This is a genomic window from Promicromonospora soli (assembly GCF_014653785.1).
In the GTDB taxonomy this organism is placed as follows: Bacteria; Actinomycetota; Actinomycetes; order Actinomycetales; family Cellulomonadaceae; genus Promicromonospora; species Promicromonospora soli.
Genome location: NZ_BNAS01000002.1, coordinates 408807 through 429499, shown reverse-complemented (window position 1 = coordinate 429499; position 20693 = coordinate 408807). Strand labels below are relative to the sequence as shown.

20 protein-coding genes are annotated in these 20693 nt (G+C 71.1%); 15 read left to right on the top strand and 5 right to left on the bottom strand.

Annotation, left to right across the window (positions count from 1 at the left end):
- The first annotated feature begins 21 nt into the window (after nt 1–21).
- From IE250_RS07755 to IE250_RS07725, 6 genes are all read left to right on the top strand, one after another.
- Entirely contained in the window at nt 22–1539 is a 1518-nt protein-coding gene (locus tag IE250_RS07755) for an ABC transporter substrate-binding protein (RefSeq protein WP_229872248.1), read from the top strand.
- 26 nt (nt 1540–1565) lie between these two features.
- On the top strand, nt 1566–2513 hold the full coding sequence (locus tag IE250_RS07750; protein ID WP_189668696.1) for an ABC transporter permease: 948 nt from the start codon (nt 1566–1568) through the stop codon (nt 2511–2513).
- Entirely contained in the window at nt 2510–5197 is a 2688-nt protein-coding gene (locus tag IE250_RS24935) for an ABC transporter ATP-binding protein/permease (RefSeq protein WP_308434117.1), read from the top strand. The genes IE250_RS07750 and IE250_RS24935 overlap by 4 nt, the downstream gene beginning before the upstream one ends.
- 93 nt (nt 5198–5290) lie before the next feature.
- Nucleotides 5291–5995, top strand: coding sequence for an alpha/beta fold hydrolase (locus tag IE250_RS07735; protein ID WP_189668695.1), 705 nt, complete (start codon nt 5291–5293; stop codon nt 5993–5995).
- A gap of 25 nt (nt 5996–6020) precedes the next feature.
- A complete protein-coding gene (locus IE250_RS07730) occupies nt 6021–6395 on the top strand; it encodes a nuclear transport factor 2 family protein (protein WP_189668694.1) in 375 nt (124 codons plus the stop codon).
- 78 nt (nt 6396–6473) lie between these two features.
- Nucleotides 6474–6893 (top strand): rhodanese-like domain-containing protein, encoded by a 420-nt coding sequence (locus IE250_RS07725; protein ID WP_189668693.1) that lies wholly within the window; start codon nt 6474–6476, stop codon nt 6891–6893.
- A 130-nt stretch (nt 6894–7023) separates the two neighbouring features.
- Here IE250_RS07725 and IE250_RS07720 read toward each other — a convergent pair whose 3' ends face one another.
- Both IE250_RS07720 and IE250_RS07715 read right to left on the bottom strand, forming a co-directional pair.
- On the bottom strand, nt 7024–7716 hold the full coding sequence (locus IE250_RS07720; RefSeq protein ID WP_189668692.1) for a response regulator: 693 nt from the start codon (nt 7714–7716) through the stop codon (nt 7024–7026).
- Nucleotides 7713–9059, bottom strand: a complete 1347-nt coding sequence (locus IE250_RS07715; RefSeq protein WP_229872247.1) for a sensor histidine kinase — start codon at nt 9057–9059, stop codon at nt 7713–7715. Before IE250_RS07715 ends, IE250_RS07720 begins: the two co-directional genes overlap by 4 nt.
- 185 nt (nt 9060–9244) lie before the next feature.
- Here IE250_RS07715 and IE250_RS07710 point away from each other — a divergent pair, with 185 nt between their 5' ends.
- The 4 genes from IE250_RS07710 to IE250_RS07695 are packed head-to-tail and all read left to right on the top strand — an operon-like array spanning nt 9245 to nt 13196.
- The gene (locus tag IE250_RS07710) at nt 9245–10249 is read left to right on the top strand and encodes a Bug family tripartite tricarboxylate transporter substrate binding protein (RefSeq protein WP_189668691.1); all 1005 of its coding nucleotides are present in this window, start codon (nt 9245–9247) and stop codon (nt 10247–10249) included.
- Nucleotides 10246–10845: a tripartite tricarboxylate transporter TctB family protein gene (locus IE250_RS07705; RefSeq protein ID WP_189668690.1), complete on the top strand. Its 600-nt coding sequence runs from the start codon at nt 10246–10248 to the stop codon at nt 10843–10845. Before IE250_RS07710 ends, IE250_RS07705 begins: the two co-directional genes overlap by 4 nt.
- On the top strand, nt 10838–12376 hold the full coding sequence (locus IE250_RS07700) for a tripartite tricarboxylate transporter permease (protein ID WP_189668689.1): 1539 nt from the start codon (nt 10838–10840) through the stop codon (nt 12374–12376). The genes IE250_RS07705 and IE250_RS07700 overlap by 8 nt, the downstream gene beginning before the upstream one ends.
- Before the next feature lie 43 nt (nt 12377–12419).
- On the top strand, nt 12420–13196 hold the full coding sequence (locus IE250_RS07695) for an SDR family NAD(P)-dependent oxidoreductase (protein ID WP_189668688.1): 777 nt from the start codon (nt 12420–12422) through the stop codon (nt 13194–13196).
- Nucleotides 13197–13233: 37 nt separating this feature from the next.
- Here IE250_RS07695 and IE250_RS07690 read toward each other — a convergent pair whose 3' ends face one another.
- Nucleotides 13234–14301 (bottom strand): magnesium and cobalt transport protein CorA, encoded by a 1068-nt coding sequence (locus tag IE250_RS07690; RefSeq protein WP_189668687.1) that lies wholly within the window; start codon nt 14299–14301, stop codon nt 13234–13236.
- A gap of 80 nt (nt 14302–14381) precedes the next feature.
- Here IE250_RS07690 and pyrE point away from each other — a divergent pair, with 80 nt between their 5' ends.
- Both pyrE and IE250_RS07680 read left to right on the top strand, forming a co-directional pair.
- A complete protein-coding gene (pyrE, locus tag IE250_RS07685; RefSeq protein ID WP_189668686.1) occupies nt 14382–14957 on the top strand; it encodes an orotate phosphoribosyltransferase in 576 nt (191 codons plus the stop codon).
- Nucleotides 14958–15038: 81 nt separating this feature from the next.
- The gene (locus IE250_RS07680) at nt 15039–15761 is read left to right on the top strand and encodes a type III secretion system chaperone family protein (protein WP_189668685.1); all 723 of its coding nucleotides are present in this window, start codon (nt 15039–15041) and stop codon (nt 15759–15761) included.
- Between the two features lie 65 nt (nt 15762–15826).
- Here IE250_RS07680 and IE250_RS07675 read toward each other — a convergent pair whose 3' ends face one another.
- Together IE250_RS07675 and IE250_RS07670 are read right to left on the bottom strand one after the other, a co-directional pair.
- Nucleotides 15827–16603: an HAD-IIA family hydrolase gene (locus IE250_RS07675; RefSeq protein ID WP_189668684.1), complete on the bottom strand. Its 777-nt coding sequence runs from the start codon at nt 16601–16603 to the stop codon at nt 15827–15829.
- 48 nt (nt 16604–16651) lie between these two features.
- Complete coding sequence (locus tag IE250_RS07670) at nt 16652–17422, bottom strand: VTT domain-containing protein (RefSeq protein ID WP_229872246.1); 771 nt, start codon at nt 17420–17422, stop codon at nt 16652–16654.
- A 31-nt stretch (nt 17423–17453) separates the two neighbouring features.
- Between IE250_RS07670 and IE250_RS07665 the strand changes: the two genes are divergently transcribed.
- The 3 genes from IE250_RS07665 (at nt 17454) to fbaA (ending at nt 20634) form a co-directional block, all read left to right on the top strand.
- Nucleotides 17454–18101, top strand: a complete 648-nt coding sequence (locus IE250_RS07665) for a TrmH family RNA methyltransferase (RefSeq protein ID WP_229872245.1) — start codon at nt 17454–17456, stop codon at nt 18099–18101.
- A gap of 73 nt (nt 18102–18174) precedes the next feature.
- Nucleotides 18175–19413 (top strand): MFS transporter, encoded by a 1239-nt coding sequence (locus tag IE250_RS07660; protein ID WP_189668682.1) that lies wholly within the window; start codon nt 18175–18177, stop codon nt 19411–19413.
- Between the two features lie 195 nt (nt 19414–19608).
- Nucleotides 19609–20634: a class II fructose-bisphosphate aldolase gene (gene fbaA, locus IE250_RS07655; protein WP_268247801.1), complete on the top strand. Its 1026-nt coding sequence runs from the start codon at nt 19609–19611 to the stop codon at nt 20632–20634.
- Nucleotides 20635–20693 lie beyond the last annotated feature (59 nt).

Genomic DNA, 20693 nt, shown 5'->3' with positions numbered 1-20693 from the left:
CACCCCGACTACCCTGGCCTCGTGCAGATCCTCACCAGGCGCATCGCTGTCGGCGCGGCAGTCGCCCTCACCACCGCGGCGCTCGGGGCGTGCTCCGCCGGAAGCTCCGGCGGGGGCACCGGCGAGGCGCGCACGGACGTCGTCGTCGGGCTGACCGGGGAGCCGACCAACCTCGACTTCACGAGGACGTCGGGCTCTGCGATCCCCCAGCTGCTGATGAACAACGTGTACGAGGGCCTCGTGACCATCGACCAGGCGGGCGAGGTGCAGCCGCAGCTCGCCGAGTCGTGGGAGATCAACGGGGACCGCACGGTCTACACGTTCACGCTGCACGACGGTGTGACGTTCTCCGACGGCTCACTCTTCACCGCGGACGACGTCGTAGCGTCGATCGGCCGGGTGCAGGACGACTGGACGCTGAGCCTGAAGTCCAAGATGGACGTGGTGGCGAAGGCCGAGGCGATCAGCGACACCGAGGTCGCCGTCACCCTGAAGCACCCGAGCAACTCGTGGCTGTTCGACATGGGCACGTCCGTCGGCGCCATGTTCCCCGACGACCTGTCCGCCGACCTCGCGACCGAGGCGGTCGGCACCGGCCCCTACACGGTCGAGGAGGTCGCCACCGGCGAGCACGTCACGCTGGCAGCCCGCGACGACTACTGGGGCAAGGTGCCCGCGATCTCCGAGGTCACCGTCCGCTACTTCGCCGACGCAAACGCGCAGGCCAACGCGGTACGCGCCGGCGACATCGACATGGCGTACAACATGCAGGCCCCGGACCTGCTGTCGGGCCTCGAACAGGACGAGGACCTGCAGGTCGTCGACGGCACCTCCACGGGCGAGGTGCTGCTCGCGCTGAACAACGCCGAACCGCCCTTCGACGACCTCAGGGTGCGCCAGGCGGTCATGCACGCGATCGACCGGGAGGCAGTCCTCAGCACGGCGTGGGCCGGGCACGGGCAGCTCATCGGCTCGATGGTGCCGCCCACCGACCCGTACTACCAGGACCTGACGGACGCGTACCCGTACGACCCGGACAGGGCACGGGAGCTGCTGGGCGAGGCCGGCGCCGAAGACCTGGGCATCACGTTCGACGTCCCGACCCGCCCCTACGCGGAGGCCGTCGCCCAGGTGGTGGTGTCGCAGCTCGAGGACGTCGGGATCGACGCGAGGATCGTCCCGGCGGAGTTTCCCGCCGTCTGGCTCGACAAGGTGTTCACCAAGCACGACTACCAGATGTCCGTGATCCTCCACACCGAGGCCCGGGACATGCTGACGATCTTCGGCGACCCCGACTACTACATCGGCTACGACAACCCGCGCGTCAGCGAGGTCGCCGAGGAGGCCGACCAGGGCAGCCCGGACCAGTACGTCGCGGGCATGCAGGAGGTCGCCCGGATGATCGTCGACGACGCGGCGAGCGCTCCGCTGTTCCTCTTCCCCAACACGGTGGTGGCCGACGCCGGCCTGAACGGCATCGCCACGAACGCCACCACGGAGTCGATGGACCTCACCGGCCTGACCTGGTCCGCCAGCTGACCCGGCCCGACGCCGGACAACCATACGTGGCCAGACACCTCGCCTCGCACGTCGCGCAGCTCGCCGCCACGCTCCTCGTAGCGACGGCGGCGATCTTCGTGCTGCTGCGGGTGCTGCCCGGCGACCCCGCGGTCGTCGCCCTCGGGATCGAGGCCACCCCCGGGGCGCTCGCGGCCTGGCGCGCTGAGCACGGCACGGACGGGCCGCTCCTCGCCCAGTACCTGGAGTGGGTCGGCGGGCTGCTCACGGGAGACCTAGGGACGAGCTACGTGACGTCGCAGGAGCTCACGCCGCTGGTCGCCGACCGGGTGCAGGTGACGGGCATCCTGGTGCTGCTCGGCATGCTGATCGCCCTGGTGGTGGCGGTGCCGGTGGGCACGCTGGCCGCCGTCTGGCACCGGAACGCAGGCGGCGTGACGCTGTCCGCTGTGAGCCAGGTGGGCGTGGCGGTGCCGAACTTCCTGGTGGGCGTGCTGCTCGTGGCGCTGTTCGCGGTGCGGCTGGGCTGGCTGCCGTCTGGCGGCTGGACCGCGCCCGTGGACGGGTTCGGGGAGTTCTGGCGGCACGTGCTGCTGCCGGCGGTCGCGCTCGGTTCGGTACAGGCCGCGATCATCACGCGGTACGTGCGCAGTGCCGTGCTGGAGATCATGCGCGAGGACTTTCTGCGCACCGCCCGCGCCAAGGGGCTCACCTTTACCGGCGCCCTGATGCGGCACGGGCTGCGGAACGCCGGCGTGCCGATCGTGACCGTGGTGGGGGTGCAGATCGCGTCGATGCTGATCGGCGCCGTCGTGATCGAGCGGGTCTTCGCGGTGCCGGGCCTCGGCAGCCTCCTGCTGGACTCGGTGGGCAACCGCGACCTGCTCGCCGTGCAGTCGATAGTGGCGGTACTCGTCGTGCTGGTCGTGCTGCTGAACTTCCTGGTCGACCTCGCCTACACCGTGCTCGACCCGCGGCTGAGGAGGGCGTCATGACCGACCCGGCCACGGTCGCCGTCGTCGGGCAGCCACTGCCCGACCTCGGAGCGGGCACCGCCGGCCGCCGCCCCGGCGTGCACCCGCAGCTCGTCATCGGCGCGGTGCTCGTGGGGCTGGTCGTGGTCACGGCTCTCGTGTCGCTGATCTGGACCCCGTACGACCCGGAGCACGCAGGTGCCGAGCGCCTCCTGCCGCCGGGCGCCGAGCACTGGTTCGGCACCGACCGGTTCGGCCGCGATGTGTTCTCGCAGGTCATGGCCGGTGCGCAGATCACGCTCCTGGTGGGGCTGGTTGCGGTCGGCATCGCCGTGGTGGCGGGCGTGCCGCTCGGCGTGCTCGCGGGCATGCGCGGCGGGCGGCTGGGCGCGCTCCTGATGCGGGGCAGCGACATCCTGCTCGCGTTCCCGGGCCTGCTCCTCGCGATAGTGCTGGGCGCCGTATACGGCGCAGGCACGGTGACGGCGATGGTCGCGCTCGGCATCGGCTCGATCCCGGCCTTCGCGCGCGTGGCCCGGAGCGGGACGCTGCAGGTGATGCGGTCCGACTACGTGCTCGCCGCGCGCGCGGCGAACCGCGGCGAGCTCGCGATAGCTGCGCGGCACGTGCTGCCCAACATCGCCGGCACGGTGCTGGTGCAGTGCTCCGTCAACTTCGCGATCGCCGTGCTCGCCGAGGCGGGGCTGTCGTTCCTCGGCCTGGGCACACCCCCGCCGACGCCGTCGTGGGGCCGCATGCTGCAGGAGTCGCAGCAGTTCCTCGGCGTCGCCGACCACCTTGCGATAGTCCCCGGCATCGCGATCGCGACGGCGGTCCTGGGCCTCAACCTCCTGGGCGACGGCCTGCGCGACGTGCTCGACCCGAGGCTCTCCGCCGTCAGTCCGCCGGCCGAGCCCAGACCGAAAGCCGAGCCTGTCGAGACCCCGCCCGCCTCTCTGGTCGAGCCGGTCGCCCCTCGACAGGCTCAGGAACCGCCCCCGGCCCTCGACCTGCGGGACCTCACCGTCCGCACCGGCGGCGGCCGCACGCTCCTGTCCGACGTCACCATCCGTGTCGGCGCGGGCGAGCGTGTCGGCCTGATCGGCGAGTCCGGCTCGGGCAAGACCATGACGGCCCTCGCGGCGCTCGGCCTGCTGCCCGACGGCGTCGCGGCCACCGGGCACGTCGGCCTCGCCGGGGTTCCGGGGAACCTTCTGGACCGGGGCGAGGGCGCCCTGGCGCGGCTGCGCGGCCGGGAGATCTCGATGGTGTTCCAGGAACCGATGACCGCGCTGAACCCGCTGATGCGCGTGGGCCGTCAGGTAGCGGAGACGATGACGGTGCACGGGGCCGTGCGTCGCACGGCCACCCGGCGGGCGGCGGAGCTGTTGGCCGAGGTCGGCCTGCCCGCGGGCGCCGCCCGGCGCTACCCGCACGAGCTGTCCGGCGGCCAGCGGCAGCGGGTGGTGCTGGCGATGGCACTGGCCAACGATCCGGCGGTGCTGGTCGCGGACGAGCCGACCACGGCCCTCGACGTCACCGTGCAGCGCCAGGTGCTGGACCTGATGGTGCGGCTGGTCCGCGACCGGGGAGCCGGCCTGCTGTTCATCACGCACGACCTGGCCGTGGTGTCCCAGGTGTGCGAGCGGGTGGTGGTGCTGCTCGACGGTGTAGTCGTCGAGGAAGGCCCGGTCGCCGAGGTCTTCGCACACCCCCGCCACGACTACACGCGGCAGCTGCTGGCTGCGTCCACCCTCGAGCCCCGGGCGACGCCGGCGACGGTCGACCATGCGGTTGCTCCCGGATCCGCGGAAGGATCAAGCAGCAACCGCATGGTCAACCTTCGAGCCGACCGGGTCGACCAGGCCCTGATCCGGGTCGAGGACGTGACCCGCACATACACGGGCCGGGGCCAGACGGTGCACGCGCTGCGCGGCGTCTCCCTGAATGTTCGCGAGGGGCAGCGGTTCGGGATCGTGGGGGAGTCCGGGTCGGGCAAGTCGACGCTGCTCCGGATCGTGGCGGGGCTGGACCGTGCGACGTCGGGCCGGGTCACGAGCGCCGGCGTCGACCTGACCGGGCCGACGCCGCCGCGGGACCTGGGCGAGCTGCGCGCCGTCCTGCAGGTCGTGTTCCAGGACCCGTACGGGTCGCTCGACCCCCGCATGACCGTCGGCGACATCGTGGCGGAGCCGCTCCTGAACCCGGCGAACGTCCGGGACGGCGGGCCTCTTCCGGCATACCCCACGAAGCGTCCTCGCTTCGCTGCGGGTCTTCGCGGGGGCCCCGCAGCGTCCGCGCGGCGCGACGCGGTGCGCGAGATGCTGGACGCCGTCGGCCTGCCGCTCGACGCGGCCGACCGGTATCCGCACCAGTTCTCGGGCGGGCAGCGGCAGCGCATCGCCATCGCGCGGGCCCTGGTGTGCCGGCCGCGCATCCTCGTGGCGGACGAGCCGGTCAGCGCGCTCGACGTCTCCGTCCGGCGACAGGTGCTGGACCTGCTCGCGCGGCTGGCGGACGAGCACGCCCTGACCCTGCTACTGGTGTCGCACGACCTCGGCGTGGTGCGGCACGTCTGCGACCACGTGGCGGTGATGCGCGACGGCCTCGTCGTCGAGCAGGGACCTACTGACCAGGTCTACGACGATCCGCAGCACGACTACACGCGCCGCCTGCGCGAGGCGACCCCGCTGCTCGTGCGCTGACCTGTCAGGAACCCGCCGACGTGTCGGACCCCGCAGGTCAGCCGGGTGGCCTGTGGGTCCGACACGTTCGTGGCGTGTAGCCTCCTGCGCGACATGAGCGAGCACACGACCAGCGGCGACAGCGACCTCGATGCGCCCGACGGCGGCGCCTCGCCTACCCGGGCGGTGCCTACCGGAGCGGTGCCTATCCGGGCGGTGCGTGGCCAGGCGGCGCCGATCCGCCTGATCTTCGTGCCCGGGCTCGGCGACCGGCTGCCGCCCCTGGTGCACCTCCAGCGCGAGGCGCTGCGCACATGGCGCGCGCTCGGGATACGCACCACGATGTTTCGCGTCCGCTGGTCGTCGGACGCGTCGTTCCAGGAACGGCTCGACCGGCTCGACGCCCTGGTCGAACGGTTCGAGCAGCGGGGCGAGCGGGTAGCGCTGATGGGCGCCTCCGCCGGCGCGGGTGCGGTGCTCGCGGAGTACGCCCGGCGCCGGTCGATCATCGCCGTCGTGATCATCGCCGGGAAGTTCCTCGAACCCGAAGACATCATCAAGCCGGTGCTCCTGCGCAACGCGCCCTTCGCGCAGTCGTTGTCGACGGTGCCGAAGCTCCTGGAGGAGCTGGGACCGGAGGACCGTGCCCGGATCCTCAGCCTGCGGTCAGCGAGGGACGGCGTGGTCGACGACGAGGACACGCTGCTCGAGGGCGCCGTGAACGAGACGATGCGCGTGGTGGGTCACGTGATCGCCATCGGATACGCGCTGATGTTCCGGGCCCGAAGGGTCGTGCGCTTCCTGCGCGAGGTCGTGTAGGCGCTCCCCTACTAGGGTCGGCTCCATGACTGCGCTGAGCGACTACATCGACGCCTGGGTAGCCGGAGACGTGGAGCGAATTGCCGGCACGGTCGCCGAGGACTGCATCATCACCGAGTGCTACGGACCGGTCTATCGCGGGCGGGACTGGGTGCGTCGGTGGGGTCAGGAATGGTTCGGCGCGGGCGGCGTCGTGCACCGTTGGGACGTCACCGACCACATGGTCACCGCCGACCGCGAGGTCGCCGAGTGGACGTTCGAGTGCACGTGGGCGGGCGTGCGGAGCACGTTCGACGGCGCCACCGTCGTCCGCACCAGGGGTGGGCTCATCCTCACTCTTCGCGAGTATCAGACGACCGCTCCGCTCTACGACTGGCGCGGCACCTGGCGTTCGGAGTAGCGGGCCTTACGCACGCTTCAGAAATGGTGTGCGTCCGGGGTCTTGTCCTCGGTGTTCCGGCGTCCGCAGACTCGGGTCATGACCATCTCTTCCGATGTCTCCGCCGCCGTCGCGCACTTCACCGCGCGGCTCGCCTTCGAGACCGACGTCAGCGACGTCCACGCCGCCCTCGCCGCGAACACCCCGTTCACCCTCGTCGACGTCCGGTCCCCCGAGTCGTGGGACCAGGGCCACGTCCCCGGAGCGATCCACCTGCCCACCGGCAAGGTGCGCCTGCGCGCGGAGCAGACCGTCGACCCGGAGCTGCCCGTCGTCGTGTACTGCTGGGGCCCGGCCTGCAACGGGGCGACGAAGGCGGCGCTCGAGTTCGCCAGGCTCGGCTACCAGGTCAAGGAGATGATCGGCGGCTTCGAGTACTGGGTGCGCGAGGGGTTCGCGTACGACACGGCGTCCGGCCCGGTCCAGCCCGACGCCGACCCGCTGACCGCTCCGGTCTGAGCGACCCGCGCGCCGGCGCCAAAGTCCGCTTCGAGAACGCGATCAGGCACGGTTCAAGGGCGGGAACCATGCCTGATCGCGTTCTCGAAGCGGACCTGGCCCGGGTCCGGCTTCCGTGGACCAGTACTGGTCACGCCGGCCGGTAGCGGTTCTCGGGCCGGCCCGTCGCCCCGTACCGGGGCGTGACCTGGGCGTACCCCTCCGCGACCAGCTGCTCCAGGTACCGGCGGGCGCTCACCCGCGACATCCCGACCGCCTCGGCGACCTCGGCCGCTGACGCGTCCCTCCCCGCCACACCGCACAAACCGGCCAGTGCCTCGCGGACCAGCTCACGGCTCCGGCCCGAGAGCCCCTTGGGCAGCCGTTCGGTGGCGGAGCGGGGCCCGGCGAGGAGCTGGTCCACCTCGTCCTGGTCGAGCGTGGCCTGGGCCCGGCGCACGTCCTCGCGCCGCTGCCACACCTCGTCGAGCCGCTCGCGCAGCGCGGCAGACGTGAACGGCTTGACCAGGTAGGCGAGCACGCCCCCGGCCATGGCCTGCCGCACGCTGTCGAGCTCCCGAGCGGCGGTGGTCGCGACGACGTCGATGGGCGGGCCGGGCAGCAGGCGCAGGCGCTGGAGCACGTCGAGCCCGCCGATGTCCGGCAGGTGCAGGTCCAGCAGCACCAGGTCGGGCCGCAGCGCGGACGCGAGGCGCAGCGCGTCGGCGCCGTTGCGCGCCTCGCCCACCACTACGAACCGGGGGTGGCTCTCCACGAACCCGCGGTGCACCATGGCGACGGCCGGATCGTCCTCGACGATGAGCGTCCGGGCTTGCGCCGTCATGCCGTCACCTCCGGGGCGCCGGTGGCCACCCGGGAACCCGCGGCGGCCCGCGAGCGCCCACCCGCCGACGCGGGTACGGGCAAGTCGACGGTCACTCGTGCGCCGCCGAGGTCACCGGTCCCGATGGCCACCTCGCCGTCCCGCCGGTCCACGACGCGCCGGACGAGTGCCAGGCCGATGCCCCGGCTGTGCTCCCGGTCGCCGGGCACCTTGGTCGAGAACCCGGCCTTGAACACCTGGTGGTGCAACGCGTCGGGGATGCCGGGGCCGTCGTCGTCCACCTGCAGGCGCAGGTGCGTCCCGTCCGAGCACAGCAGGACGCGGACGCGGCCGTCCTGGCCCACCGCGTCGACCGCGTTGTCGATCAGGTTCCCGAGCACGACGAGGGCGTCCGTGTGCAGCGACGAGGCGTCCGGCGTGGCCGGCGCGGCGAGCTCGGACGCGTCGTCGACGTCGAGCGTCGCGCCGCGTTCGCGCGCCGTGATCACCTTCACCAGGAGCAGCGCCGCGAGCTCGGGGGACCGCACGCCCGGCGCGACGGCGGAGGCGGTGACCAGCCCGCCGTAACCGGACCGCTCGATGAACGCGACGGCCTCCTCCGTGCGGCCCAGCTCCAGCAGCCCCGAGATCACGTGCACGGTGTTGGCGAACTCGTGCGACTGGGAGCGCAGTGCGTCGGTGAGGCCCCGGGTCTCCAGCAGGGTCGCGATGTCCTCGGGCTCGAGCAGGTAGATGCGGCGGCGGACCAGGCGGGTCACCCACGCCGCACACAGCACGCCGATCACCGTGGCGGCCGCGAGCGCGCCGAGCAGCCAGTTGTGGTCGTCGGTCAGGTCGGCGCGCAGCTCGGACTCGAGGATCCCGACGCTGGCGGTGCCGATGACGGGGGCGGGTGAGGCGTCGTCGGCCGCGTCGCCGTAGACCGGGACCTTGACGCGCCACGACGTGCCGAGCGTGCCGGTCTGCGTGCCCGTCCAGATCTGCCCGGACAGCGGCACGGACGGGTCGGTCGAGACGCGCTGGCCGATCTGCTCGGGGTCGGGGTGGGAGTAGCGGACGCCGTTCTCGTCGGTGACGACCACGTAGGTCACCTCTGACGCCTCGCGGATCACCTCGGCGATCGGCTGGATCGTGGCAGAGGGGTCCTCGTCGTCGAACGCGTCGTGGATGGCGGGCAGGCGCGCGACCGACTGCGCCACCCCGGTCATCCGGTCGACGTAGGCCTCGCGAAGCTGGCGCTCCTGCAGGGTGGAGGCTACGAGCCCGGTCGTGCACACGAGCACGAGCACGATGACGACCTGCAGCACCAGTAGCTGCGCCCGGAGCGTCATCGCTCTTCTCACGGACGCCAGTGTGCACCGGGTTGCGGCCAGTGCGGTAGCCGAGGGCCGCGACCTAAACGACCACAACGTTCGTTGCGACCAGAACCGGACCCCGGCAGGCGTCGCTTCCTAGACTCCCGCCGCAAGTGAACCCGAGTGCTGGCGACGTAGCCGGCCGGGTACACGCATCCGCTCAAGGAGGAGACATGCGCATCATCCGGACCGGGGCTGCCCCCGTCGGAATCGTCCTGGCACTGGCCCTTGCGGGCTGTTCCAGCCTGGAACCGAGCGGTGGCGGTAGCGACGACACCGCTATCGACGACCTCAGCATCGTGGTCCCCGCAGCGCCGGGCGGCGGCTGGGACTCGACCGGCCGCGCGATGCAGGCCGACATGCAGTCGGAGAAGCTTGTCGGCTCCGCAACGGTCACCAACGTCGACGGCGCGGGCGGCACGGTCGGCCTGGCCAACATCGCCAACGCCACCGACCCCAACACCTTGCTGGTGATGGGCCTGGTCATGGTCGGCGCCGTCGAGACCAACCAGTCCCAGGCCCGGATCGAGGACACGACGCCGATCGCGCGCCTCACCGAGGAGCAGGAGGTCATCGTGGTCCCGGCGGAGTCGCCGTACGAGACCATCGACGACCTCATCGCCGACGTCGAGAAGAACGGCAAGGACGTCACCATCACCGGCGGTTCCGCCGGCGGAACCGACCACATCCTCGCCGGCATGCTGCTCAAGGCCGCCGGCATGCCCGCTGAGGACGTCGCGACCAGCCTCAACTACGTCGCCTACTCCGGCGGCGGCGAGTCCCTGGCGGCCCTGCTCGGCAACAAGGTGGACGCCGGCATCTCCGGCGTCAGCGAGTACGCCGAGCAGGTCGAGGCGGGCGATCTGCGGGCGCTCGCGGTCTCCGGCGGGGAGCGTGTCGACGCGCTCCCGGACACGCCCACCCTCACCGAGGCCGGGTACGACCTGGTCCTCACCAACTGGCGCGGTGTGGTCGCCCCCGGCTCGATCGACGACGCCCAGAAGGAGGCGCTGACCGCCGCCGTCACCGAGCTCGCCGAGTCCGAGACGTGGCAGGCCACGCTCGAGGAGAAGGGCTGGGACGACGCGTTCCTCGCCGGTGACGAGTTCGACTCGTACCTCACCGACAACATCGCCGAGATCCAGGTGGTGCTCCAGGACATCGGGCTCGTCAAGTGAGCACCGACGGCGCGGCGCCCGTGGCGCCCACTCAACCGGGCGAGCCGACGGCGGACGCAGGCCCCCCGCCGCCCCCGATCCCTGCGCACGTCGAGCCGCCGCGCCGTCGGTGGGGCGAGCTCGTGCTGGCCGTGGCGACGACGGCCCTCGGCGCCTACGTACTGCTGGCCGCCGGGAGCATCACCGTTCCGGGCTCGACCAACACTCTCGGCCCGCGCGCCTTTCCCTACCTGGTGGGCGGCATGCTCGTCGCGGCCGGGGTGGCGCTGGTCGTCCTGGTCCTGAGCGGCCGGGCCGGGGAGGAGGAGGGTGGGGAGGACGTCGACCCCACCGTCCGGACCGACTGGCGGACCGTCGCGTTGCTCGCGGGCACCCTCGTGGTGCACGTGTTCACGATCAACGTCATCGGCTGGCCGTTCGCCGCCGCGATCCTGTTCGCGGGCGCCGCGGTCGTCCTGGGGGCCCGTCCGTGGTGGCGGGCCGCCCTGGTCGGGCTCGCGCTGGGCCTGACCATCCAAGTGATCTTCGGCGGGCTGCTCAAGCTGTCGCTCCCACCGGGCCCGCTCCTGGAAGGGGTGCCGTTCCTCCATGGATAACTTCTCCGCACTGCTCGAGGGGTTCGCCACCGTGCTGCACCCCATGTACCTGTTGTACGCGCTGTTCGGCGTGTTCATCGGGACGGCGGTCGGCGTGCTGCCGGGCATCGGCCCGGCCATGACCATCGCCCTGCTACTGCCGCTCACCTACACACTGGAGCCGACGGCGGCGATCATCGTTTTCGCCGGCATCTACTACGGCGGCATGTACGGCGGGTCGACGACGTCGATCCTGCTCAACACACCGGGCGAGTCGGCGTCCATCGTGACGGCGCTCGAAGGCAACCGCATGGCCCGTGCGGGGCGGGGCGCGGCCGCGCTGGCGACGGCGGCCATCGGATCGTTCGTCGCGGGAAGCATCGCAACGGTCGCGCTCACGTTCGTGGCGCCCGTCGTCGCGAGATGGGCCGTCCAGCTCGGTGAGCCCGACTACTTCGCCCTGATGGTGGTCGCCTTCATCACCGTGGGCGCCCTGCTGGGGTCCTCGGTCCCGCGCGGGCTCGCGTCGCTGTCGCTCGGGCTGTTCCTCGGCCTGGTCGGCACGGATACCCTCACGGGCCAGCAGCGCTTCACGTTCGGCGTGCCGAACCTGGCAGACGGAATTGACGTCGTAGTGGTCGCCGTCGGGCTGTTCGCCGTCGGCGAGGCTCTGTACGTGGGGTCGCGGATGCGGCACGGGCCCATCGAGGTGATTCCGGTCGAGAAGGGCTGGCGCTCCTGGATGAAGCGCGACGACTGGCGCCGCTCCTGGAAGCCGTGGCTGCGCGGAACGGCGATCGGGTTCCCCGTGGGCACCATCCCGGCGGGCGGGGCGGACGTCGCGACGTTCCTCTCCTACGCCGCCGAGCGCCGGCTCTCCGGGTCGCGCCGCAAGGAGTTCGGCAAGGGCGCCATCGAGGGCGTGGCAGGCCCGGAGGCGGCGAACAACGCCGCGGCGGCGGGGGTCCTGGTGCCCCTGCTGACGCTCGGCCTGCCCACGACGGCGACGGCGGCCATCATGGTGGTCGCGTTCCAGTCGTACGGCATCCAGCCGGGGCCGATGCTGCTGCGGAACGAGTCCGCGCTGGTATGGGCGCTGGTGGCGAGCCTGTACATCGGCAACCTCATGCTGCTCGTGCTCAATCTGCCGCTCGTGGGCATGTGGGTGCGGGTGCTGAGCATCCCGCGGCACTACCTGTACGCCGGGATCCTGATGTTCGGCGCGCTCGGCTCGTACGCGCTGAACTTCTCGCCGGTGGACGTGCTGCTCCTCCTGGTTGTGGGGCTGATCGGCTTCTTCATGCGGCGGTACGGCTACCCGGTGGCGCCCATGGTGATCGGCATGATCCTCGGCCCGATGGCGGAGGACCGGCTGCGCCGTTCTCTCGCGATCAGCCAGGGCGATCTGACCTACCTGGTGACCAGCCCGTTCGCCGCCACGGCGTACGCGGCGATCGTTGTGCTGGTGGTGGCGGGCATCTGGCTGCGCCGCCGGGAGCAGGCGACGGGTGTGACGGCGACGGCGACGGCGAGCGTCGGCGACGACAGGTGACAGCGGCCCGGAGACAGCGGGGGCGCGCCGATAGGGTGCGGCCATGGGAACCGCACTGATCACCGGCGCGTCCGCCGGTCTGGGTCTGGAGTTCGCGCGTCAGCTCGCCGCGTCCAACCATGATCTGGTCCTGGTGGCGCGCACCGAGGAACGGTTGGACGAGGTCGCCGAGGAGCTCCGCTCCGCCACTGGGGTGGCGGTCGAGGTGCTCCCGGCGGACCTCTCGGTGCCCGACGACGTCGCGCGGGTCGCGCAGCGCCTCGCCGTCGTCGGCGGCCGGCCCGAGGACGGCGACCTGCAGCCCGTGGGACTCCTCGTCAACAACGCAGGCTTCGCCACGGGCGCGAGCTTCGCGAAGGGCCGGATCACCACAGAGCGCCGCGGGATCGACGTCATGGTGACGGCGGTCGTGGAGCTGACGCACGCCGCCGTCGGGCAGATGCTCGAACGGGACCGCGGCGCGATCTGCAACGTCGGCTCGATCGCGGCCCTCACGGCCGGCGGCACGTACGCCGCCGCCAAGGCGTACGTGCGGACCTTTACCGAGTCCCTGGCCGTCGAGCTCAAGGGCACCGGCGTGACCGCGACGCTGCTGTCCCCCGGGTTCACGCACACCGAGTTCCACGCCCGGGCAGGCATCCCCGAGTCGTCCATCCCGGACTGGGGCTGGCTCGACGCCGAGGACGTGGTCAGGGTGGCGCTCGCGGACGTGCGCCGCGGCGTCGTCCTGTCCACGCCGTCGGTGCGCTACAAGTTGGCCGCCGCCCTCCTGCGGGCCGCGCCGCGCTGGGCGGTCCGCGCCGTCGGCAAGTACCGCTGACGGGCCGGGCCTGGCCGGGCGGCGCGGCGGGCAGCCGTCAGAGCCAGCCGACCCGCTTGAAGATCCAGTAGAAGATCCCGCCGAGGCCGACCATCGTGGCGAGCGCCAGCGGGTATCCGAACGTCCAGGTCAGCTCGGGCATGTGCTCGAAGTTCATGCCGTAGATGGTGCCGATCAGCGACGGCGCGAAGAGGATGGCCGCCCAGGCGGAGATCTTCTTCACCTGCTCGTCCTGGTTCATGCTGATCTCCGTCAGGCGGCGCGACTCCTCGTTCTGCTCCTGCGTCACGAGGGTCGAGTGCACGTTCAGGGTGTTTGTCAGCAGTGACCGGAACGTGTCCGAGGTCTCCGCGTGCTTGATGGCGTGGTCGAGAACGTTGCGCAGGTTGCGATGGAGCTCCACGTAGCGGTGGTCCTGCGCGACGTCGGAGCCGGTCTCGCTCTCGCCGGTCTCGCTCTCGCCGTCGAGCAGCTCCCGCAGGATGTCGACCAGCGGGCTGGTGGCTCGCTGCAGCCCGATCACCTCACGCGTCGCCTCGTAGATCCGGAAGGACACCTCCGGGTCGCGGGAGAAGAGCTGGTCCTCGACCTGGTCGATGTCGCGGCGCAGCCGCGTGACCACCGGCCGGTAGGTGTCGACCACCTGGTCCAGAAGCGCCGCGAGGATCGCTATCGGCCCGAGGCGCAGCAGGTCGGGGTCTTGCTCCAGCCCGGCACGCATCGCCGCCAGGTCGGGCGTGACGGACCGTCGGATCGTCACCACGAAGTCCGGGCCCACCCACGCGTGCACCTCACCGAACTCGACGCGGTCGATGTGCCCGTCGCCGTCCTCATCGACGCTCCGTGCCGGGTGCAGCACCACGAACAGCACGTCGTCGTAGTGCTCGATCTTGGGCCGCTGGTGCGCGTGGATGGCGTCCTCGACGGCGAGCGGGTGCAGGGAGAACTCCTCGGCGACTGCCTCGATCTCGGCGGGCGTCGGCCAGGACAGGTCCACCCAGGCGATGCCGTGGCGCTCGCGAGTGATCTCGCAGGTCTCCTCGAGGCTGGCGGGATTCGCCGTGCGCTTGCCGTCCACGTACACCGCGTTGTCCATGATGCTCACAGCACAACCCTCCCAGAGGTGGGGGGCAACCCGGGACGGCGTCCGGAATTCCACGACGGCGCGCCACGTACCCTTGCACCGTGAACGCTGACTTCTCCCCGACCCCGCGCGAGCAGCTGGCCGAGCTCATCAAGGAGCTCGCCGTGGTGCACGGCAAGGTGACCCTGTCCTCCGGCAAGGAGGCCGACTACTACGTCGACCTGCGCCGCATCACGCTGCACCACCGGGCGGCCCCGCTCGTGGGGCACGTGCTCCTGGACCACCTGGAGGAGGTCGGGCTCGGCACCGCCGAGATCGACGCCGTCGGTGGGCTCACCCTTGGCGCCGACCCGATTGCGGCCGCGCTGCTGCACGCCGCGGCCTCGCGCGGCCAGGACCTGGACGCGTTCGTGGTGCGCAAGGCGGCGAAGGCGCACGGCATGCAGCGCCAGATCGAGGGGCCGGACATCGCGGGCCGCAACGTGGTCGTCGTCGAGGACACCACCACCACGGGCGGCTCGCCGATCGCGGCGATCGAGGCGGCCCGGGCCGCCGGCGCCGAGGTGCTGGGTGTGGCCACCATCGTCGACCGGGCCACCGGCGCGGGCGAGAAGATCGAGGCGCTCGGGGTGCCGTACCACTACCTGTTCGGCCTGCAGGACCTCGGCCTCGCCTGAACCTGTCAATACCGTACTTGGGCTATCTCGATATCACTCCCTGTGGAGACTTTTGCCCACCGCTACGGTATCTTTAGGTTCATGGGGACATTTGTCGCTTTAGTCCTGCTCGTCGCCGGAGTGGTGACCTTCACAATTGCCGCAGCGCGGGTGATGAAGCGCGGGCGTTCGCAGGACGCCGCCCAGTGGGCTGAGGCCAACGGCTGGGAGTACGTCGGAAACGACTCGACGCTCGCCCAGCGGTGGAGCGGCCGGCCCTTCGGCGTCGGCCTGGACCACGAGGCTCGCGACGTCCTGCGCGGGAGCGTCGACGGCTACGACATCGTCTCGTTCACCTACACCTGGCGCTCGGGCTCCCCCAACGCGCGCCGTCCCGGCCTGCGCCGCTCGGCGCACGTGGTGGCGCTCGACGCGCTGCCGGGCGAGCCCGTGGTCGACCTGTCGCCCGAGGGCCTCCGCGAGAAGTGGCAGAAGCTCTTCGGCGCGCAGGACGTCCAGATCGACAACCCCGCGTTCGACGGGCAGTGGCTCGTGCGGACCTCCGACGAGGTGTTCGCGCGACGCGCCCTCGACGCCCGCCTCGCGAACATCGTGATGCTCCCCGACTTCCACGGCTCCCGGCTCCGGATCGAGGGGCCGTCGGTGCTGCTGTGGCGCCCGGGCCGCACGGACGTGACGACCCTGACCGAGCGGGCCAAGCGCATAGCCGACGTCGCGCGGATCGTGCTGCCGCTGGAGAAGGGCGGCCCGCGGTTCGAGACGGGCGGCAGGATCGACGGCTTCGGGATCCCGGGCCTGACCTGAGCCGACCGTGCCCAGGCTCGGTCGGGTCTCGGTCCCGGGCTGGTGCCGCTGGGCGCCGGTCCAGCTCAGACCAGGTCGACGATGTCCGCTATCGAGTTCACCACGTGGCTGGGCCGGAACGGGTACTTCTCGACCTCGTCGGCCGACGTCGACCCCGTGAGCACCAGGAACGTCTCCAGGCCGGCCTCCATGCCGCCCAGGATGTCCGTGTCCATGCGGTCGCCGACCATCGTCGTCGACTCCGAGTGCGCCCCTATCAGGTTGAGCGCGGACCGGAACAGCACCGGGTTGGGCTTGCCCACGTAGTAGGGCTGCCGGCCGGTCGCCGCCGCGATCATCGCGGCAACGGACCCCGCGGCGGGCAGCAGACCCTCCTGCGACGGGCCGGTGACGTCCGGGTTCGTGCAGATGAACCGGGCGCCGCCCACGATCAGCCGGATGGCCTTGGTGATCGCCTCGAACGAGTACGTGCGGGTCTCGCCGAGCACCACGTAGTCCGGATCCGACTCGGTGAGCGTGTAGCCCGCCTGGTGCAGCGCCGTCGTCAGACCCGCCTCGCCGATCGCGTACGCGCTGCCGTTCGGGATCTGGTCCGCCACGAACTGGGCGGTGGCCAGGGCCGAGGTCCAGAGGTTCTCCTCCGGCACGTCGATCCCGCTGTACGCGAGGCGAGCGCGCAGGTCGCGCGGCGTGAATATCGAGTTGTTCGTCAGGACGAGGAAGGGCAGCTCCTTCTCCCGCAACGCCTTGATGAACTCGGGGCCGCCGGGGAGGGCGGTGCCCTCGTGCACCAGCACGCCGTCCATGTCCGTGAGCCAGGCTTCGGTGGTCCGCTCGATCATGGGCGCCAGCCTAGTGGCCGCGGTGCGCCCCGGCGTCGGCCGTCCAGCTCAGCGCCGCGAGTGGCGCGGCGGGCCGACCGGGGCCTCGTCGTCGGCCGGTCCTGTCGCGCCGGGCTCGACCGGCGCCGCCTTCTCCCCGCGCCTCGCCCGCCAGATCTCGACGACCATCGGGATCACCGAGATGAGCACGATGAGGATGAGCAGCGCCTCGATGTTCTCCTTGACGAACGTGAAGTTGCCGAGCACGTAGCCCAGCAGCGTCACGCCGACGGCCCAGAGCAGCGCGCCGATCGCGTTGTACGTCGCGAAGTGCCGGTACGCCATCTTGCCGACGCCGGCCGCGACCGGGGCGTAGGTGCGCACGATCGGCACGAACCGCGCGACGATGATCGTGCGGCCGCCGTACTTGTCGAAGTAGGCGTTGGTCTGGTCGATGTAGGACCGCTTGAAGAGCTTCGAGTCCGGCTTGTCGAAGATCTTGGGGCCGGCCTTGCGGCCGATCAGGTAGCCGGTCTGGTCGCCAAGGAACGCGGCGGCGAACAGCATGACGCACAGCACGCCGACGTTGATCTGCAGCGTCCCCTGGGCCACGAGCGCGCCGGCCGTGAACAGCAGCGAGTCGCCGGGCAGGATCGGGAACAGCAGGCCGGTCTCGACGAAGATGACCAGCGCGATACCCACCAGCGCCGCGTCCCCGAACCGCTCGATGAGGTAGTTCGGATCCATCCAGTCGATGCCCAGCAGCTGCGGCACCGGAGCTGCGTGGAGGGGGGCGGCGGCCAGTCCGGACAAGACTTCCGGGAGCGCGGTCGTCAGCATGGGCCGAGCCTACCGGGGCACAATGACGGGCATGACCAGTACGTCTGCCCGGTCCGAGCCCGAGGCCGAGCACCAGGTCGGCGTCGGCCCTTGGGACGGCCCGTTGCCTGACGACCCCCGCTACGACCCGGAGCTCCTGGCCGACGGCGACCGCCGGAACGTCGCGGACCAGTACCGGTACTGGTCCGTGGAGGCGATAGTCGCCGACCTGGACACACGGCGGCACCCGTTCCACGTGGCGATCGAGAACTGGGCGCACGACCTCAACATCGGCTCCGTGGTCCGCACCGCCAACGCGTTCAACGCGGCGGGCGTGCACATCGTGGGCCGACGCCGGTGGAACCGCCGCGGCGCGATGGTCACCGACCGGTACCTGCACGTGACGCACCACCCGGACGCCGTGACGCTGGCCGAGTGGGCGGCGTCGGCGGGATCGCTCCCGATCATCGGGATCGACAACGTGCCCGGCTCCGTGCCGATCGAGGGGTACGCACTCCCCCGGGAGTGCGTACTGCTGTTCGGCCAGGAGTCGACCGGCCTGACGGCGGAGGCCCAGGCCGCGTGCGACGTCGTCCTGCACATCACGCAGTACGGATCGACCCGGTCGATCAACGCGGGCGCGGCGGCTGCCATCGCCATGCACAGCTGGATCGAGCAGCACGGCAGCGGGCCTGCCTAGCCTCTGAGCCGAGCAGGCAGCGTTCCGTCGGTGAGCCGTTGCTTCCGGTCGGTCGCTCCGACAAGATCGTCGGGTGAATCCTCGACCCCTGGGGCGAGACCGGAACTTCGTGTTCTTCTGGGGCACCCAGACGTTCTCGGTGCTGGGCGACTCGTTCTCGGTGATCGCGTTCCCGCTGCTCATGCTGGAGGCCACGGGGTCGCTGGTGCAGATGGGCCTGCTGACCAGCGTCATGGCGGCCGGATCGCTCTCGATGGGGCTGGTCGGCGGGGCGATCGTCGACCGGTTCGACCGGCGTCGGCTCCTGATCGCCTGCGACGTGGCGCGGCTGCTGCTCTTCGCGGCGGTGCCGGTCTGCTGGGCGATCGAGCCGCAGGTATGGCTGCTCTTCGTCGTCGCGGGCGTGGCGTCCGTGTTCGGCCAGCTGTTCCAGATCACCTACATCACGGCCGTGCCGAACATCGTCGGCCGGGAGCGGGTGGCCGAGGCCAACAGCAAGCTCCAGGCCACGGCCTCGCTGGCCAGCATCGGCGGGCCGGCGCTCGCCGGGCTCGTCGCGGCGTCGTTCGGGGTCACCGCTGCAATCGCCATCGACGCGGCGACGTTCGGCATCTCGGCGCTCGGGCTCCTCGCCGTCCGCCTGCCGCGGGTGGCCCCCGACGCGGCGTCGGCGGGCAGGTCGGGCCTCGGGCGCGACCTCCGGACGGGCTTCGTCACGGGCGCGCGGTTCCTGTGGCGGCACCCGGCGCTCCGGGTGCTCACCGTGTTCCTGACGATCACCACCTTCGTCACGTTCGGCCTGACCGACGTGCTCATCTACCAGGTGCGTCACGGTCTGGGGCAGAGCGAGAACGTCGTCGGCTACGTGATGGCTGCCGCCGGGGCGGGCACCTGCGTGGCGGCGATCCTGTCCGCCCGGCTGCGCAGGAAGCTGGGGTTCGGCGCCTGCTGGCTAGGAGCCATGACCCTGTGCGGAGGGGCTGCCGCGGTGCTGGCGCTGAGCCGCGACGTGCTGGTCATCGGTGCCGCGGTCTTCGCGTTCTGGTTCGGGCTGATGCTGGCGGCGGTGTGCTCGATGTCGCTGCGGCAGCTGGTCACGCCCGATGCGCTGCTCGGACGCGTCACCGCCGCGTTCTGGACCATCCACTACAGCCTGGCTCCCCTCGGCGCAGCCGTGCTCACCGCCGCGGCCGACCGCTTCGGCGCGTCCGGGCCGCTGCTCGCCGTGGCGGTCGTATACGTGGCCGTGGTCGGCGTCGCCGTTTTCACCCCGATCCGCGACCGGAACCCCGAGGACCATCACCTGGCGTGACCCCGTGGGGGACCGGCGAGGCCGCCCGAGGCCGGGTGACATCGTCGGACATGCGAAAACCACAGTGTTTTGGCCGTTCGATTGGCGAACGGCCGCACACGGCTGCCTGTGGATCGTGGCAAGATCGAAGGTGCATCCCCGGGCGGCCTTGGACACGACTCGTGCGACCGCCCATCTCACCAGTCGTTTGGAGTTCTGCAGATGCCCATCGCAACCCCTGAGGTCTACGCCGAGATGATCGACCGGGCGAAGGCCGGCAAGTTCGCCTACCCCGCCGTCAACATCACCTCGTCGCAGACCATTACTGCCGCACTTCAGGGCTTTGCCGAGGCGGAGTCCGACGGCATCATCCAGGTCTCCGTGGGCGGCGGCGAGTACGCGTCGGGCTCGACGGTGAAGGACCGCGTCTCAGGCTCGCTCGCGCTCGCGGCCTACGCGACCGAGGTCGCCAAGGGCTACGGCGTCAACATCGCCATCCACACGGACCACTGCACGGCCGACAAGCTCGACTCCTGGGTCAAGCCGCTGCTCGCGATCGAGGCGGAGCAGGTCAAGAACGGCGGCCTGCCGACGTTCCAGTCGCACATGTTCGACGGTTCCACCGTGCCGATCGAGGAGAACCTCGTGATCGCGGCAGAGCTGCTCGAGCTGTCGCAGGCGGCGCGCACGATCCTCGAGATCGAGATCGGCGTCGTCGGTGGCGAGGAGGACGGCCACATGGCCGAGATCAACGACAAGCTGTACACGACGGTCGAGGACGGCCTGGCCACGGTCAAGGCACTCGGCTCGGGCGAGAAGGGCCGCTACCTCACGGCCCTCACCTTCGGCAACGTGCACGGCGTGTACAAGCCGGGTGCCGTCAAGCTCCGCCCGGAGATCCTGCTCGACATCCAGAAGGCCGTCGGCGCGGAGATCGGCAAGGAGAACCCGTTCGACCTCGTGTTCCACGGTGGTTCGGGCTCGACGGCGGAGGAGATCTCCGCGGCCGTCGACAACGGCGTCATCAAGATGAACATCGACACCGACACGCAGTACGCGTACACGCGCCCTGTCGTCGAGCACATGTTCAAGAACTACGACGGCGTCCTGAAGATCGACGGCGAGGTCGGTAACAAGAAGGCCTACGACCCGCGCGCGTGGGGCAAGGCGGCGGAGGCCGGCATGGCCGCCCGCATCGTCGAGGCCTGCCAGCAGCTCCGCTCGGCCGGCCACAAGATGTGACCCTGCTGTGCCGAAGTAGAACTGTGGCGAGATAGAACTGGGGCGGAGGTGCTGACCAG